Source organism: uncultured Pseudophaeobacter sp. (assembly GCA_905479575.1).
In the GTDB taxonomy this organism is placed as follows: domain Bacteria; phylum Pseudomonadota; class Alphaproteobacteria; order Rhodobacterales; family Rhodobacteraceae; genus Pseudophaeobacter.
On sequence record CAJQNB010000020.1, the window covers coordinates 92,613 to 108,594 of the forward strand.

At 60.6% G+C, this 15,982-nt stretch carries 14 protein-coding genes and 1 tRNA gene; 8 read left to right on the forward strand and 7 right to left on the reverse strand.

Going from position 1 to position 15,982, the window contains the following annotated elements; all coding sequences use genetic code 11:
- The first annotated feature begins 1 nt into the window (after position 1).
- The 6 genes from QZ268_RS07890 to QZ268_RS07915 all read left to right on the forward strand — a co-directional run bounded on the left by QZ268_RS07890 (position 2) and on the right by QZ268_RS07915 (position 5,858).
- Complete coding sequence (locus QZ268_RS07890; protein ID WP_295450598.1) at positions 2 to 679, forward strand: response regulator transcription factor; 678 nt, start codon at positions 2 to 4, stop codon at positions 677 to 679.
- Entirely contained in the window at positions 676 to 2,040 is a 1,365-nt protein-coding gene (locus tag QZ268_RS07895; protein ID WP_295450601.1) for an ATP-binding protein, read from the forward strand. Before QZ268_RS07890 ends, QZ268_RS07895 begins: the two co-directional genes overlap by 4 nt.
- Positions 2,041 to 2,135: 95 nt before the next feature.
- Positions 2,136 to 2,723: a thermostable hemolysin gene (locus tag QZ268_RS07900; RefSeq protein WP_295450603.1), complete on the forward strand. Its 588-nt coding sequence runs from the start codon at positions 2,136 to 2,138 to the stop codon at positions 2,721 to 2,723.
- Positions 2,723 to 4,177: an AMP-binding protein gene (locus tag QZ268_RS07905; RefSeq protein WP_295450606.1), complete on the forward strand. Its 1,455-nt coding sequence runs from the start codon at positions 2,723 to 2,725 to the stop codon at positions 4,175 to 4,177. The genes QZ268_RS07900 and QZ268_RS07905 overlap by 1 nt, the downstream gene beginning before the upstream one ends.
- Positions 4,174 to 4,965: an SDR family NAD(P)-dependent oxidoreductase gene (locus tag QZ268_RS07910; protein WP_295450610.1), complete on the forward strand. Its 792-nt coding sequence runs from the start codon at positions 4,174 to 4,176 to the stop codon at positions 4,963 to 4,965. The genes QZ268_RS07905 and QZ268_RS07910 overlap by 4 nt, the downstream gene beginning before the upstream one ends.
- 32 nt (positions 4,966 to 4,997) lie before the next feature.
- On the forward strand, positions 4,998 to 5,858 hold the full coding sequence (locus QZ268_RS07915) for a TauD/TfdA family dioxygenase (protein ID WP_295450613.1): 861 nt from the start codon (positions 4,998 to 5,000) through the stop codon (positions 5,856 to 5,858).
- A 160-nt stretch (positions 5,859 to 6,018) separates the two neighbouring features.
- Here QZ268_RS07915 and QZ268_RS07920 read toward each other — a convergent pair whose 3' ends face one another.
- The 6 genes from QZ268_RS07920 to QZ268_RS07945 form a co-directional block, all read right to left on the reverse strand.
- Positions 6,019 to 8,910, reverse strand: coding sequence for a Hint domain-containing protein (locus QZ268_RS07920; protein WP_295450616.1), 2,892 nt, complete (start codon positions 8,908 to 8,910; stop codon positions 6,019 to 6,021).
- A 347-nt stretch (positions 8,911 to 9,257) separates the two neighbouring features.
- Positions 9,258 to 9,332 (reverse strand) — tRNA-Glu (locus tag QZ268_RS07925).
- A gap of 119 nt (positions 9,333 to 9,451) precedes the next feature.
- Positions 9,452 to 11,197 (reverse strand): single-stranded-DNA-specific exonuclease RecJ, encoded by a 1,746-nt coding sequence (gene recJ, locus QZ268_RS07930; RefSeq protein ID WP_295450619.1) that lies wholly within the window; start codon positions 11,195 to 11,197, stop codon positions 9,452 to 9,454.
- Between the two features lie 135 nt (positions 11,198 to 11,332).
- Entirely contained in the window at positions 11,333 to 12,304 is a 972-nt protein-coding gene (gene glpX, locus QZ268_RS07935; RefSeq protein ID WP_295450622.1) for a class II fructose-bisphosphatase, read from the reverse strand.
- A 154-nt stretch (positions 12,305 to 12,458) separates the two neighbouring features.
- Complete coding sequence (locus tag QZ268_RS07940; protein WP_295450625.1) at positions 12,459 to 13,745, reverse strand: homoserine dehydrogenase; 1,287 nt, start codon at positions 13,743 to 13,745, stop codon at positions 12,459 to 12,461.
- A gap of 127 nt (positions 13,746 to 13,872) precedes the next feature.
- On the reverse strand, positions 13,873 to 14,247 hold the full coding sequence (locus tag QZ268_RS07945; RefSeq protein ID WP_295450628.1) for a hypothetical protein: 375 nt from the start codon (positions 14,245 to 14,247) through the stop codon (positions 13,873 to 13,875).
- 62 nt (positions 14,248 to 14,309) lie between these two features.
- On the opposite strand from QZ268_RS07945, the gene QZ268_RS07950 reads away from it, so the two are divergent.
- Positions 14,310 to 14,897, forward strand: a complete 588-nt coding sequence (locus QZ268_RS07950; protein WP_295450631.1) for a TetR/AcrR family transcriptional regulator — start codon at positions 14,310 to 14,312, stop codon at positions 14,895 to 14,897.
- A gap of 95 nt (positions 14,898 to 14,992) precedes the next feature.
- Positions 14,993 to 15,493 (forward strand): hypothetical protein, encoded by a 501-nt coding sequence (locus QZ268_RS07955; protein ID WP_295450634.1) that lies wholly within the window; start codon positions 14,993 to 14,995, stop codon positions 15,491 to 15,493.
- Here the strand turns inward: QZ268_RS07955 and QZ268_RS07960 are convergent.
- The coding region (locus tag QZ268_RS07960; RefSeq protein WP_295450636.1) for a pilus assembly protein at positions 15,488 to 15,982 on the reverse strand (495 nt) is incomplete at its 5' end. The two genes, QZ268_RS07955 and QZ268_RS07960, sit on opposite strands and share 6 nt — an antisense overlap.

Below are 15,982 nucleotides of genomic sequence, written 5' to 3' on the forward strand. Positions count from 1 at the left end.
AATGCGGCTTCTCTATATTGAAGACAACGAGAAACTGGCGCTGAACACAAGCGCCAGTTTGCACGAGGCAGGGTTTGTGGTGGATGTCGTCCATACGGCTGAGGATGCGCTGCATTCTGTGAAAAGCTATGAATATGACGCCCTTATTCTGGATCTGGGGTTGCCGGATCAGGATGGCCTGGAGATTTTGCCAAGGATCAAAGCCCACAAACCGCAACTCCCCATCCTCATCTGTACCGCGCGCGACGCGCTTGAAGAGCGGATCAAAGGCCTGAATGCGGGCTCCGACGACTACATCGTCAAACCCTTTGCGGTGTCCGAACTCATCGCCCGTGTGAACGCCGTTTTGCGGCGTCCCGGTGGGGTGCTTGGCATGACGCTGACGCTGGGCAATGTCTCCTATGAGACGACAGACCGGACCGTCGCAATAGATGGCGTCGTGGCGCGGTTTTCCAAACGGGAACTCGCCCTGCTAGAGTTGTTCCTGCGTCGGCCGGACCGCGTGGTGTCAAAAGATGTGATCGAAAATGCGCTCTATGGGTTCAACGAGGCGACAACGCCCAATGCCATTGATGTGCTGACCCATCGACTGCGGAAAAAGCTGATCGAAAAAGGCGCCAGTATTGAAATCCACAATCTGCGCGGCATTGGCTACGTTTTACGGGCACCTGCTGAATGAAAGTTTTACATCGCGTCATTGGGCCACGCCGGTCGCTGAAACGAAGCCTGCTGTTAAACATCCTGGCGGCACTGTGTTTTTGCATCATTTTGGCTGGCGCCGTCATCATCAAGGAATTCTACGAGCATCTGGAAGAAAACATCGAAGACGCCCTGACCGATGAGGCCTATGAAATTGTCAGTCAGATTGATCCCGCGCGTGCGGGCTATGGCTTGGATGCCAGCGCCCTGCGATACCAGGGGATTGAAGGCAACTATCGGTATACCGTCTTTGATGTGGATGGTGGTCTCATCGCTGGCGGCGAAACCTCGGGGGAAATATGGCGGCAACTGGCAGCCACGACGCTGGGACTTCCGCACCCCATTGCGCTGCTTGGCGACCGTAGGGGAATTGGCCTCAGGGCGCGTATTGTGGACCTGGAAGTGGTGATCCTGGTTTCCACCTTTCCCAAGGGCAATAACCAGACGCGTTTTGCCAGCTTGCTGCACGAACTCGAAGAGGAAATATGGTTGGTTATCCTGGGTCTTGTGGTGGTGCTGACCTCGACGCTGTTTGCCACCCGCCAGGCGCTGTCGCCGCTGCGATCTCTGTCTGATCAGGCGCATCAAATCGGGCCGTCTGCGGCTGGTCGTCGTCTCGATGTTGCCCAGGTGCCCGCTGAGATCGCGCCGCTTATTGGCGACGTGAACACGGCGTTTGACCGCCTGGAACAGGGCTATCAGGCGCAGCGGGATTTTTCCGCCAATGTAGCCCATGAAATTCGCACGCCTATCGCAGTGCTCAGGTCCAGTATCGACCGCATCACTGACCCCGAATTGAAAACAATGCTGACGCAGGATGTTGATCAACTCGATCGTATCTTTGCTCAGCTGATTGATTTGTCCCGCGCCGATGCGGCTTTGAAAACCAGCTTTGAGCCGGTGGACCTGCACAGTGTTGCGGTCCAGGTCGCCACGGATCTGGCGCAATCGGCCCTACGGTCTGGTCGGAGCCTGTCGGTCACCGGCGCCAAGAAGGTCTTGGTTGAGGGCAACGCAGGGCTCTTGACCATCGCGCTGAGCAATGTTGTCCGCAATGCCTTGCAGTATACCCCCGAGGCGAGCGAAGTCGAGATCGAGGTGCTGGCCAACCCTGCTGGATGGCGGGTGCTTGATCGCGGCGCCGGGGTGCCGGACAATCTGAAAACAGCATTGTTTGAGCGCTTCAATCGCGGAACGCTGGCCAATTCCAACAGCACGGGATCGGGAATAGGATTGGCCATCGTCAAGTCGGTTGCTCAGTCCCACAATGCCACAAGCATCATTCAGGACAGGGAGGGGGGTGGCACAGCATTCTCCTTCATTTTCAATGCTTCGGCGTAACACATCATGTGGTTTTTGCGCTTTGTAAGTCTCTTGTAAGTTTGCCCTGCGATTCCCGTCTCAACACGTCAAATAAAGGTGCGTTGAGGTTGGATATGAAAATCGAGTTTTTGAGCGGCAACTGCCCGGGACGCCAGCAGGCCCAGGACCATATCAAGGGTGTCTACAAAAGTGCCTATGGCGCCGATGTCACCGAATTCGCCCCTCTCTTGGTTGTTGCAAAACATGCAAACGGAGAGGTGCTCTGCGCGGCTGGTATTCGGACGGCGCGGGATGGGTTCTTTTCCGATGCCTATCTGACAACTGATTTTTCCACCGCTCTGCATCAGACAGCCGGTCTGCGGGTTCCGGCTGCGGAAATCATGGAAGTGGTTTCTCTGGCCGCGACAACCCCCTTTCCGGTACTGCCTATGCTGGACAAGATGGTCGAATGGGGGCGTCAGAACGCGATGACCTGTGGCGTGTTTACGGCCACAAAACCCCTGCGTCGCCTGCTGGCCCGAACCTCGCTGAGCTACACTGAAATCGCCAGGGCGGATATTTCGAAGGTCGCAAACCCACAGGCCTGGGGATCCTATTACGACACCGATCCAAGAGTATGCGCGTTTAGCGAGGTGCTGTCGCAGCCGGTTGTTTTGTCGCCCCGTGCACGTCGGGCCGGGCATGTGGCGGAGGCATCGTGATGAAACAGGTCTTTGACGCGCTTGAACGCCATGCACACAGTCGCCCCGATGCCATCGCCTTTGAAGATGACAGCGGCCAGATCAGCTGGCAGGAGTTGTCCGAACGTGTGGAAAACTTGGCTTGTGTTCTGGATGACATCACAGGGCCTGTTGCTATCGGTCTTGCTGGTGGCATCGACTATGTCGTGGCTGATCTGGCGGCGACGCTTAGTGGCAAACGGCAGGTGCCTTTGCCGTTCTTTTTCAGCACGGCGCAAAATGCCCATGTGTTGATGGATGCCAAGGTTGGCTGTGTCATCACAAACACTCCCGAACTGTTTTTGGCGCTGCCACATCTTAATTTGCTTAGCCCGGTTGCCCCAGCTGCCCCGGCTGCCGCTCCGACCACCGGGCGCGGGCTGCGCGCCTATAACGGTGGCGCCGAGCGGATCATCTATACCTCTGGCTCCTCCGGCACCCCGAAAGGGGTCGTGCTGGGGGATCGCCAGTTGCAGGCTTCTATCAGTGCCCTGAGCCAGGTGATCGCAGCGGATGAAACTGATACCCATCTGTCCATTCTGCCGCTGGCGCAATTGTTGGAGCAGATTTGCGGGATCTTCCTGCCCATCGTCGCGGGCGCCAAAACAGTGTTTCGATTTGAAGCAACCAAGGCTCTCTTTGGGGCGCCGATCGCGCCGCTGGTTGCCGCTTTTGAAACCCTGCGCCCAACCACCAGCCTGCTGGCGCCGGCTGTGCTGGGCCGCTGGGTTAGCGCCCTGGCGGGGCGCGCAGCGCCTGACAGCCTGCGGTTTGTGGCTGTGGGTGGCGCGTCCAGCTCGCCCTCTTTGATCCATGCTGCGCAAGATGTCGGCATTCCGGTCCATGAAGGCTATGGGCTGTCTGAATGCTGCGCGGTTGTGGCCATGAACCGGCCCGGCGACAATCACCCCGGCACTGTGGGACCAGTATTGGACGGGCTGACGGTTTCGCTCGATAACGGTGAGATTGTGGTGTCAGGCCCGACAGTGATGACGGGCTATCTGAATGGCGACGGCGCCCCCGATGTCTGGCACACCGGGGATCTGGGCCATTTCGACGGGAACCGGCTGGTTGTTGATGGCCGCAAAGATGCACTGTTGGTGACCAGTGCCGGGCGCAACATTTCACCGGAGTGGGTCGAACAGCGGGTCAACAGTGATCCGCGGGTTGTCAGCTCGGCTTTGGGCCTTCGCCAGTCTGACGGGGCGCTGATATTGCTCCTGGTTGTCGCGGCTGCCGTGCCAGCCACTGACATTCTGGGCTACCTGTCAGATCTGCCAACTTATGCGCGGCCCTCGGCGTTTATCACCACTGATCCGTCTGAACAGGGGCTGCTGTTTGCAGCCGGAACCCCAAACAGATCTGTGGCCGCCAGCTTGATCAACACCCGTGCTGCCCAGCAGCTAGAACCAGCCCCAGAAAGCATCGCGTCATGAACAGCAGCAAAACAGTTCTCATCACAGGGGCAGGGACTGGCATTGGCCGTGCACTCGCCATTGAGGCGGCACAGAAGGGGTTTGATCTGATCCTGGTTGGCCGCACGTCCAGCACGCTGGATGAGACGCTCTCCCAATGTAGCACCACACAAGCCCGGTGTATTGTGGCCGATGTGACCAGCGCCGAGGGGCGGGCCGTGATCACCCAGGCGGTCAGCGGCAGGCTGGATATTCTGATCAACAATGCGGGCGTTCTAAGCGTTGGGCATCTGGCTGATATGACTGATGAAAACCTGCAACGCATGGCAGAGACCAACCTTGTCGCACCGATGGCATTGAGCCGTGATCTGCTGCCGGCACTGCGCAGCGCCAAGGGCCGTATCGTCAACATCGGTTCGGTTTTTGGCGATATCGCCTATCCGTTCTTTGCCGGCTATTCGGCGACCAAATTTGGCCTGCGCGGGTTCTCGGACGCGATACGGCGGGAACTGTCCGGGACAGGCATTGGCGTGACCTATGTCGCGCCGCGTGCCACGCAGACTGCGGCTGAAAGCGCCTTTGGCGCCTTGGTTGAGCCGTTGGATATGGTGCTCGACACAGCCGAGACCGTGGCCGCACAGGCCTGGGATGCCATCCTGAAAGGCAAGCGTGAGAGCTTCCCCAAAGGCAAAGAGCGGTTTTTCGTAAAGGTGCAACGGCTGTTCCCATCGCTGGTCGACAAATCGGTGGGGGCGCAGGCGCGTGATCCCAGAACCCTTGCGGCGCTCAAAACCTCACACCACTCCTAATCGACACCTCCAAAATCAACAGGACATCTGTCATGAGCTACAACGTAATCCGCGCCTCTGATGCGGGCGAAACTTCTATCACTCCAGCCGTGTTATCCGAGGTCAAAGACTATTTGGACAGCGATGGCTGGGCCCTGCTGCGCGGCTTTAAGATGGATATGCCTACCTTCAGCGGGATCACATCACAGCTTTGCAAAACCATCACCTTTGATCCCGCGCGTGAATATTCGGAAAAGAACACCCAAAAGGTCGACGCGGGCCTGGGGCCCATTGGCCTCCATATTGAAAATGGCAACACCCCGGTGTGCCCGGATGTGGTTGCCTTCTATAGTGCAAAAGCTGCTTTTGAAGGGTCACAAACAACGATCTGCGACGGTCGCCGGGTTTTTGAAGCTTTCTCTGACGCCCAAAAAACGCGCTGGTCGCAGCGTATGATGGTGACGCGCACCCTGCCTGAGGTGCTGTGGAAACGCTACCTTGCCAACGAACACCCGGCCATCAGTGATCCCGCAGAGGTCACCCATGACCATATTTTGCAATTCAAAGCGGCAATCCCCGATCAGGACTTCACGTTGAATGACGATGGATCGCTTGAGTACCGCATCAAGGTCTCTCCGGTGCGTCCGTCGTCAGTGTCCCAGGGGCAGGGGTTTGCCAATGCAATTCTGGGCCCGTCACACAACTATGAACCGCCAGTCTATACCCTTGAGGATGGGTCAATTGTCAGCTCCGATGAAATTGAAGAGCTGCGCGATATTGCCGAGACCTGCACGGCTGAAATCAACTGGCAGGACGGCGATGTGGCAGTGATCGACAACACCCGCGTTATGCATGGGCGTCGGGCGATCAAGGACCAGGATCGACAGTTGTATATAGGAATGGGCCGCCTGTGACGCTGCTGCCAGCAAACTGAGGGCGGCACAAAGCCCCTGGTTCGCCTGCGCCAAGTGCACGGGGCTAACCCTTTGGCCCTGAGCCTGTTTTGTCGCAACTCCATTGCGCCCTTCATCACCGCGATGAGGGGGGCCATTTTGCCCCTGCGCGGCGCGACACTCAGGCGGTGGTCAAATGCAAGATATCCCGCCGTTTCAGACTGCGGCGGGCCAGGTCACCATAGGCCTGGCGGGTATGGCGACGGCCATATGATCCAACCAGCCCATATACAGGGATCAGCTCTGGGAACAGTTCAAACAATTCGTGCAGATCTTTGGCTGACAACCCGCGAACAGCCTCTGGGCCGGGCCAGAAGGTCTCGGTTGCGATCCCTTCGGCAAAAACCACCTCATGGTGTTCGGTCATCAGATGAACATAGGTGACACCGTCGGGGGTGTCGGTCTGTGGCTGACAGGTTTCGTCAATTTCGGCCAGCAGCTTGGCGGACAGAAAGCTTTCGCTGACCGGCGTATTGTATTCAAAGGTCTTTTTATTGACCAACAGGCGATGCTGTGGCGACAACAGCATGGGCTGGTCGGGGGACAAAACCCCATCTGGACGAATGCAATAGGGGCGCAGATGCGGCCGTTTGGCCAGCTCAGCCCTGTTCAGCCTGCGTTTGCCGACCCATAGGACGGGTTGATATCCATTGTCGGCTGTTTGCAAAAGGTCCCCCACTTGGATCTCGCCTGCCGGCACTGCGCCACGTTTGGTGGCCAGCTGAACCTCGGGGGTAAAGCAGGGAATACCTGCGGAATGCAGTTGCGAGGCGGTGGTAATCTGAGCCGGAGCCACCCCTTCCAGGACCAGGCTTTCCCCGCCTGGAAACGAAAGCAGAGCATTGCCAAACCCGTCATCGGTAACCGTAACGTCCTGGGTCCGGATACTGCCGCCAAAGCCGGTCCCTCCGGTCAGATCTGAGACATCAAGCTGGTCATTGAAAAAACCATCGTCGTCGTCATCAGAGATACTGAAATCACTCACCGTATCAACGCCGCCGGTGGCGGTCAGGACAAACTGGTCGTAGCCAGTTCCGCCGGAAATCGAATCGTCGCCAGCGCCAAAGGTAATGGTGTCATCCCCAGCCCCGGCATCAATCACCACACCAGCGGTGTCTGAGGAGGCATCCACCACATCCGCCTGATCGGTAAGGGTCAGGGCCTCGATTTCGGAGAAGGTGATGGTGTCAGCGCCATCAGAGATGGTGCCAGCCTCATCGCCGGTGTAGGTGACCGAAACGCCCGAAGCGGTGACACCGGACATGTCTACCGTATCGTAGTCGTTCCCGGCCTCGCCACCGGTCAGGGTGTCGTTTCCAAAGCCGTCGGACATCTGGAATGTATCCGCATCGGCTTCGCCGTGCATCAGATCGGCACCGCCGCCACCGATGAGCAGATCATTGTCGTTGCCGCCATACATGGTGTCGTCGCCGTCACCACCGTCCAGAGTGTCGTTGCCGTCGGTTGCCACAATGCTGTCGTTGCCAACGCCGCCGTCCAGACTGTCGTCCCCGGCTGAGTTGTGCAGCGTGTCATCGCCTTCGCCGCCGACCAGGGTATCATTGCCCAGACCGGTTGACAGGCTGTCGTTGCCCAGGCCGCCTTCGATATAGTCGTCGCCGTCACCGCCAGAGATGGTATCGCCGCCGTCGCCGCCAATCAGGGTGTCATTGCCCGCACCGCCATCCATGATGTCATCGCCGGTGCCCCCATCCAGGCTGTCATCGCCCAGTTCGCCGTACATCAGGTCGGCATCGCCGCCCCCCACCAGCAGATCGTTGTCATTGCCGCCATAAAGGGTGTCGTTGCCATCGCCCCCTTCCAGGGTGTCATTGCCGTCGGTTGCGACAATGCTGTCATTTCCGACCCCGCCGACAAGACTGTCATCCCCAGCCGAGTTGTGGATCGTATCATTGCCTTCGCCGCCGAGCACGGTATCGTTGCCGATGCCTGCCGAGAGAGAGTCATCGCCTACGCCGCCATCGATGTAGTCGTCGCCGTCGCCACCCGACAAGGTGTCACCACCAGCGCCGCCAAGCAGGGTATCCGCGCCAACCCCCCCCTCCATGACGTCGTTGCCTTCGCCGCCATCCAGCATATCGTTGCCATCTTCACCCATGAGAGAGTCATCCCCCCCCTGGCCATGAACGATATCATCCCCTGCGCCCGCCATGATGGTGTCGGCACCTTCTTCGATGATCGTGGTGACGGGGTCTTCGATCAGATTGCCTGAAAGGGTGAAGCCCGAAAAACCGACCCGCGTCTGTAGGGTAAATTCAATAGAGGAGCGATCCTCAAAAGAGGCCGAGAACCAGGCGTCTTGGTCTGTGTAATCATTTCTTTCGTTCCCCGACGCGGTGACCACATTGCCATCCAAAGCCGTGGTCAGCGAGGAGTCGGATGACACGCCAAACGAGGTGAAGCTGTTGCCGTCCACAATGACAGCTTCGTCATCACCGGTGTAGCTGTTGTCATCAATATCGTTGAAGGTTGCGGTCGAGTTCAGGTAAACGGGGTCGCCGGTTGTAGGGTCGAAGAATTCCAACCGGAAGGTCGCCTGATCTCCGGGTGCATTGCCATCCAAGAGAACTTCGGCACCTTCATCGTAGCCAAATTCGACCCACATGTCCGGGTTGGTTTTCTCCACCAACACCAACTTGCCCCAGATTTGTCTGCCATCATCCAGGGTGGCGACATCCTTGAAAACAGCAAAATCACCCGCAGATCCCAGATGACCGTCGTGGGAGACACTTTGCATATTGCTGAGTTTCAGCGACAGTGGCGTGGCCTCTAGGCCCTGATCAAAGCCGTCTCCGATGTCACCATAGATGACATCGTTGCCTTCACCGGCATCAATAATGTCGTTGCCTTCTTCACCGGCAACGGTATCGGCACCCGCACCCGCGTCCATGATGTCATCGCCGGTGGAGCCATCCAACGCATTGTCGCCCGCATCGCCCTTGTGGCTTGTATTGCCTGCGACAAGCTCATCTACCCAATTTGGTATTACCATCTCGCCCACCCAACTATTGGTCGTAAAATCCCGGAACAGATGGGAGAATACAGGGCGCATAATAAAATCGGGTAAACTGGCGATTGGTTATGAATGTCATTCCCGAAAGGTGTTCGTGACCACGGTCCAGCTGCGCCAACCTGACATCAGCAGAATGGGTTAACCGGTCAGAGCAAGATTGAAACCTGAACAGGGCGGTTTCACAAATGCGGAGCCTCAGGGGCAGGGCTGGGCGCTAGAGAAAAATCAGAAGAAAAGGGAAAGGGTCTTGCTCTCTAGACACAGGTTAGCGGTGCCGATTTGTTAGAAAACAATGGCACGATATAGAAAGGATCTAGGGGGGTAAGTGGCAGCCCGTAGGGGAGTCGAACCCCTCTTTTCAGGTTGAAAACCTGACGTCCTAACCGATAGACGAACGGGCCACTTGCTGTGGAGCGGTGTTTAGTTTCTCCGTGCCAAAGCCGCAAGGTAAAAAATGCCTCTTGGTGAGAATTTTTTGCGAATGCACAGAGAGCGTGTGTTTTAAAGGGTTTGGCTCGGGTCAACTGGCTTCGGCGGCGTCTTCCAATCGCAGTTGTGGGCTTTGACGGCCGCCCCAACTGTTGATTTCCAGCCGTCCGGCAAAATGGAATCGTGCGCCGCCATGTTCGAGCAGACGCGGCCCCAGCGCTGTGTCAAAGGCGCCAAAGCAGATCGCATCCAGATTACCGCCAACCCCGTCGGTCAACGACAGCTTCAGGTGGGTTTCCCCAATCCGTTTGGCAAAGCGGATGGCCAGATCCGGAAAACCATAGCGCGGCGCTGCGGCTCCGGCACCAAAGGGGCCTGCCTGTTCGATCTGTTCGATTAGATCAATGTTGGCAGCGCCCGGCATCAACATGCCATCCAGTTTCAAATCCGCCGGTCCCAGGCTTCCCGCGCCCTGTTTGGCCAGCAGATCGCTGAGACGCTGCATGGCGGGCTCCAGCTTGTCTTCTGCCACCGTCAGGCCTGCGGCCATCTTGTGGCCCCCGCCTTTGATCAGCAGGCCCTCTGCTGCAGCGCGCTGGATGGCAACACCAAGGTCGATACCACTTACCGAACGTCCCGAACCTTTGCCTTCACCGTTGTGCAACCCGATGACCACCGCCGGGCGTCCTGCGGCCTCTTTCAGGCGCGAGGCGACGATGCCAACCACGCCGGGATGCCAGCCCTCGCCGGCGGCCCAGACCAAAGGCGCGTCAAACCCGCGGGCTTCGGCCTGTTCCATCGCGGCGGCGCGCACCGCGTTTTCAATGTCGCGCCGTTCCGTGTTCAGCTGATCCAGCCGTTCTGCCAGCGCGGCGGCCTCATGGGGGTTCTCCGTTGCCAACAGGCGGGCACCCAGATCGGCCTTGCCGATGCGCCCGCCTGCATTGACCCGTGGCCCCAGCAAAAAGCCGAGATGATAGGTCGAGGGCGCTGCATCCATGCGGGAAACATCAGCCAGCGCCACCAGACCGGGGCGCTGGCGTGCGCCCAGAACTTTCAGCCCCTGGCGCACCAGGGCCCGGTTAGCCCCAATCAACGGGGCGACATCGGCCACAGTTGCAAGTGCGACAAGATCCAGCAGGCTCATCAAATCCGGTCCGGTGCCCAGACCCTTTTCTCGGGCCTGACGTCGGACCTCGACGAGCATCAAAAACACCACACCGGCGGCGCAGAAATAGCCCAGTTCACCGTCTTCATCCTGGCGGTTGGGGTTCACCACCGCGACACAATCGGGCAGGGTTTCACCGCCCAGGTGGTGATCCAGCACGATGACATCGGCGCCCTTGGCCGCGGCAATGGGGCCATGGGACAGGGTGCCACAGTCGACGCAGACAATCAGATCATGGGCCTGTGCCAGCCCCGCCATGGCCGCGTCGTTGGGGCCATAGCCCTCGTCGATGCGATCGGGAATATACAGGGTCGCCTGTAGCCCCATGGCCCGCAGCCAGACCAGCAGCAGCGCCGCCGAGCTGCCACCGTCCACATCGTAATCGGCAAAAATCGCGATACGCTGGCGGGTCTCAACCGCGTCCAGAAAACGTGCTGCGGCCCGCTCCATATCCTTCATGCGGCGCGGATCCGGCAGCAGGTCTTTCAGATGTGGGCTGAGGAACCCAAGGGCCTCATGAGGGGGGACACCGCGACGGGCCAGCACCTGACACAGGGGCATGGGCAAGCCGGTTTGCTGCGCCATATGTTCGGCTGCGCGTTCAAGATCAATGCCAAGCCCCAGCCAGCGGCGTCCTGTCAGCGAGTTTTCAACCCCAAGAAAGCTCATGGCTCTACCTCATCTATGGAAAAAGGCCAGACCCGAATGGATCCAGCCCTTCATTTGGCTTAAAATATCCCCGCCGGAGGCAACGGTGCAAGCCGCTTTTGCCTAGGGCGGGGGCCGGGCGCTTAAACCGGAGTGTTAAACCGGGGTGCGGTAGGACATCCGCCGTACCGATCCGGTTTTGGAGCGCATCAGCAGCGTGGTGGTCTCAACCCAGCCTGGCTGGCGCTTGATTTCGGGCAGCAGCGAGCCGCCGGTGACGCCGGTGGCGGCAAAGATCACATCCTGGGTCACCATTTCGTCGCGGGTATAAATCCGGTCAAGATCGGTGATGCCGGCTTTGGCGGCACGGCCCTTTTCGTCGTCATTGCGGAACAACAGGCGCCCAAAAATCTGACCGCCCATACATTTCAGCGCTGCAGCGGCAAGAACACCCTCAGGTGCGCCGCCCTGGCCCATGTACATGTCGATGCCAGTGGTCTCAGATTCGGCGCAATGCATCACCCCGGCCACATCGCCATCGGTGATCAGGCGAATGGCAGCCCCGGTCTCGCGGACCTCGGCAATCATCGCCTCGTGGCGGGGGCGTTCCAGAATGCAGACGGTGATATCTGAAGGGGCGCAGCCCTTTGCAGCTGCCAGTGCCTCGACCCGTTCACGAGGCGACATATCCAGCGAGACAACGCCGTCGGGGTAGCCGGGGCCAATCGCCAGCTTGTCCATATAGGTGTCGGGGGCGTGCAGCATCGAGCCGCGCGGCCCCATGGCGATCACGGTCAGGGCGTTGGGCATGTCCTTGGCGGTCAGCGTGGTGCCTTCCAACGGGTCCAGCGCGATATCAACGCCGGGGCCATTGCCGGTGCCGACCTCTTCGCCAATGTACAGCATCGGGGCTTCGTCGCGTTCGCCTTCGCCAATGACTACGACACCTTTGATGTCGAGCAGGTTCAGCTGTTCGCGCATGGCGTTCACCGCCGCCTGATCTGCGGCTTTTTCATCGCCACGCCCAATCAGCGAGGCAGAGGCCAGTGCGGCCTGTTCAGCGACCCGGGCAAGGCCCAGAGACAGCATGCGGTCGTGGAAGGGGGCGTCGGCGGAGGTCTCGGTCATACTCAATATCCTGTTTAATCCGGGCGGGCTGCCTGTCGAATAGCCTTTTGCAGGGGGGACGGGCAAGGGATGATAGCGCAAGCTATGGCAGGAAGGCGCGCGCTGTGCCCTCAAGGGAGCAGATTTTGCGCGCCGCTGCCGTTTTAAGTCAGAGCTACAGCTCTTCGATACGCAGGGCGACGGGGGCACCGTCGACAACACTGGCCTGGTCCAGCGCCTCAATGGCGATATCCAGCGCGGCGGAGGTGCATTTGTGGGTTACAATGAGCACCGGCGCGGTGGGCTCGGAGTGGCTGTATTGGCGCATCCGGTCGATCGAGATGCCGGCATCGCCCAGGGCAGTGGCCACTTTGGCTAGGGCGCCGGGTTTGTCCTGCAAGGCCAGACGCAGATAATAGGGGGCAGGCAGGCCGGTCTGGGCGGCGGGGATTTCTTGCAGGGTGGTGGCGGGCTGACCAAAGGTGGCAATGCGCAGGCCGCGTGCCAGATCGCAGATATCGCCAAGCACCGCGCTGGCGGTGGGGCCTTCGCCGGCACCAGGGCCGCGCAGCACAACCTGTTCCACCGCGTCGCCTTCGATCACCACCATATTGGTGCCGCCTTCCAGCTGGCCCAGGGGCGAATTCGCCGGCACCAGGCAGGGGGTCATCCGCTGCTCTAGCCCGCGCGCGGTGCGTTGTGCCACGCCAAGCAGTTTGATCCGGTAGCCCATATCGGCGGCGTGGCGAATATCGTCGATGGCAATGCGCTGGATGCCTTGCAGCACCACGTCGTCAAAGGCGGGCTTGCTGCCAAAGGCAATCGAGGACAGCAGCGCCAGTTTGTGGCCGGCATCAATGCCGCCAACGTCCAGATTGGGATCGGCTTCGAGATAGCCCAGTCGGCCACATTCGTCGAACAGGGTATTGTAGCCCTCGCCGGTGGCCTCCATCCGGGTGAGGATATAGTTGCAGGTGCCGTTCATCACCCCCATGACGCGGGTGATGTCGTTGCCCGCCAACCCCTCGGCCAGCGATTTGATCACCGGGATGCCGCCGGCAACGGCCGCCTCGAAGCGCAGGGCGGCGCCGGCGGCCTCTGCCGCCTCGGCCAGCGCCTGGCCGTGATAGGCCAACATCGCCTTGTTGGCGGTGACGACGTGTTTGCCGGCTGCCAGCGCGGCCTCGGTCGCGGCCTTGGCGGGGCCGTCGCTGCCGCCCATCAGTTCGACCAGCACGTCCACATCGTCGCGGGTGGCCAGGGCGACGGGGTCGTCCTCCCAGGCGTAGGCAGAGATGTTGACGCCGCGATCCTTGTCGCGGCTGCGGGCTGACACGGCCGTGATCGTCACCGGGCGGCCGGCGCGGTCGGCCAGCAGGTTGGCCTTTTGGCGGACGATCTTGACGACTCCGGCACCGACGGTGCCAAGCCCGGCGATGCCAAGGCGCAGGGGGGTGGTCATGGGCACGCTCCGATAGGATGGCGGACGGGGTTCTGCCGCCATGTACCCCCTCGGGCCGGGCTGTGCAACGCGGGTTTCGCGGCGGCTGGACGTGACGCGCCCACCGGGTTGGCCGGCGGTGGGGCGGTCAGATGTCCTGTTCTTCGATCTCGACGTCCTGGTTCAGCCGCTCGCGGGCGGCGGCGTCGATCACCGCCTCTCGGCGCAGGCGATCCGCGCGGGCCTGCAGCCGGGCGGCGCGGGCGTCGATCTCGGGCGCGGGGCCGGCATCGGCCACCAGTGTCGTCGCCCCCGGCGAGGGCGCGCGCGCATCCGCCGCCACCCGCAGGTCATCGACCGGCATCAGCGCGGGAAAGCCCGGGTCCAGCGCGCCGGGGGTGACCGCCGCGTCAAGCTGCGGAAAGGAACTGCATCCCGCCACCACGGCAGCGGCGGCCAGTGCGGCAAGGGGGCGGATGGTCATCGGCGCTTTCTCCGTGTGCCACTGTCTCTCTCTTGCCACTTTCGGGTGGGGCGGGGCAAGTCGGGCATTGATTTGAACAACTGTTCAATTATTCTGACGGCATGGCCAGAACGCAAGGTTCCCATTCAGGTATCACCGGCCCGCGGGTGCGGCAAGCGGCGCTGCAGCTTTTCGCCCGGCACGGCTATGCCGCTGTTTCCATGCGCCAAATCGCGGCCGAGGTGGGGGTGCAGGCGGGGGCGCTTTATAATTACACGCCCGACAAGCAGACGCTGCTGTTCGACCTGATGAAAACCCACATGGATGAGCTGCTGGCCGCCTATGACGCGCTGCCCGACCGCGAAATGCCGTATCCCGCGCTCAAGGCGTTCACCCGATTCCACATTCGCTTTCACGCCGAACGGCCCGAAGAGGTGTTCATCGCCTACATGGAGCTGCGCAGCCTGGTGCCCGAGAATTTCACCCGGATCGAGACGCTGCGCCGTGCATATGAACAGCGGCTCGAGGATATCCTGCGCAAAGGGGTCGAGCGCGGTATCTTTGCCGTCGCGGACCCGCGCATCGCGGCGATGGCGCTGATCGCCATGCTGAACGGGGTCAACACCTGGTATCGTGCCGGCGGGCGGCTGTCGCAGCCCGAGGTGCAGGATCTTTACTGGGAAATGGTGCGCAAATCCGTGGCGGTGTGAGCGCCCGCTATTCCCGATCCGCACGGTTTTGCTGATACCCTCTCGCGCCGGGCGCGCGTCCGGGCTAAGCCGCTGGTGCGAACGGGAGGGCAGACATGGCCGAGCATGACGAGATACTGGCAGAGGTGCGGGCATCACCGATGCGCCGCGGGGTGGGGCTGTTGGTTATTTGGTGCCTGGGGGTGCTGCTGCTGTGGCTGGTGCTGACCCGTTCGCCCGCCAATGCCGGGTTTCAGCTGTTGCTGATCGCCATCGGACTGGGGGCGCTCTGGGTGGGTGAGTTGCTGCGCCGGGCCACGACGCAGGCCATCGAGCTGACGCAAGAGGGACTGCGCACCAGCGACGGCGAGGTGATCGTGCCGTGGGACCAGATCGCCAGCGTCGACCGCGGCGCTTTTGCCTTCAAGCCGTCGAACGGTTTCATCCTGCGGCTCGTATCAAGGGCGCCGCTGCGCTGGCGACCGGGGCTGTGGTGGCGATGGGGCCGGCGTGTGGGCGTCGGCGGGGTGACACCGGGCACCCAGACCAAGGCAATGGCCGACATCATCGGGCTGCGGCTGCAAAGCGACCGGGCAGCGCGTCAGGACAGCCTATGATCCGCAGGCGTCAAAGCAAATCTGCGGCGCAAACCGGATGCTGGTAAAGACGCGGGTTTCGATTTCGAACGCGTCGCTGAACACCAGATCAAAGAGCGAATCGTAGTCTGACACCGATTCGACGACGATCACGTCCTCGCCATCCGCCATGACCGGCAGGGTGTCGTGAGAGTCTGCGACGTCGTTGTTAACCAGCTCGTCCATCGGCCCGGTGCCGCGGACCTTGGACCAGAATACATCGTATTCATCGTCGCCGGCGTCGTAGCGGATGATGCTGACGCGCAACTGGTTGGTGCCGCCATCGTTGGTGATGATGTCGAAAAGCACCTTGACGTTGTCCATGTAGGTATCGGTCACGGCGGCCTGCTCGCGCGAGATCATATCGGCGATGGTATAGGTCGCCTTTTCCCGCACGCTCTTGTAGCGGTGTACCTCGAAGAATTCGAAGGTCGCCGCGACGGTCCAGAACAGCAGCGGCAGGGCGATCAC

Coding starts and splice junctions, on each gene's coding strand:
- QZ268_RS07890 (WP_295450598.1), top strand. CDS start 2: ATGCGGCTTCTCTATATTGAAGACAACGAGAAACTGGCGCTGAACACA.
- QZ268_RS07895 (WP_295450601.1), top strand. CDS start 676: ATGAAAGTTTTACATCGCGTCATTGGGCCACGCCGGTCGCTGAAACGA.
- QZ268_RS07900 (WP_295450603.1), top strand. CDS start 2,136: ATGAAAATCGAGTTTTTGAGCGGCAACTGCCCGGGACGCCAGCAGGCC.
- QZ268_RS07905 (WP_295450606.1), top strand. CDS start 2,723: ATGAAACAGGTCTTTGACGCGCTTGAACGCCATGCACACAGTCGCCCC.
- QZ268_RS07910 (WP_295450610.1), top strand. CDS start 4,174: ATGAACAGCAGCAAAACAGTTCTCATCACAGGGGCAGGGACTGGCATT.
- QZ268_RS07915 (WP_295450613.1), top strand. CDS start 4,998: ATGAGCTACAACGTAATCCGCGCCTCTGATGCGGGCGAAACTTCTATC.
- QZ268_RS07920 (WP_295450616.1), bottom strand. CDS start 8,910: ATGGTAATACCAAATTGGGTAGATGAGCTTGTCGCAGGCAATACAAGC.
- recJ (WP_295450619.1), bottom strand. CDS start 11,197: ATGAGCTTTCTTGGGGTTGAAAACTCGCTGACAGGACGCCGCTGGCTG.
- glpX (WP_295450622.1), bottom strand. CDS start 12,304: ATGACCGAGACCTCCGCCGACGCCCCCTTCCACGACCGCATGCTGTCT.
- QZ268_RS07940 (WP_295450625.1), bottom strand. CDS start 13,745: ATGACCACCCCCCTGCGCCTTGGCATCGCCGGGCTTGGCACCGTCGGT.
- QZ268_RS07950 (WP_295450631.1), top strand. CDS start 14,310: ATGGCCAGAACGCAAGGTTCCCATTCAGGTATCACCGGCCCGCGGGTG.
- QZ268_RS07955 (WP_295450634.1), top strand. CDS start 14,993: ATGGCCGAGCATGACGAGATACTGGCAGAGGTGCGGGCATCACCGATG.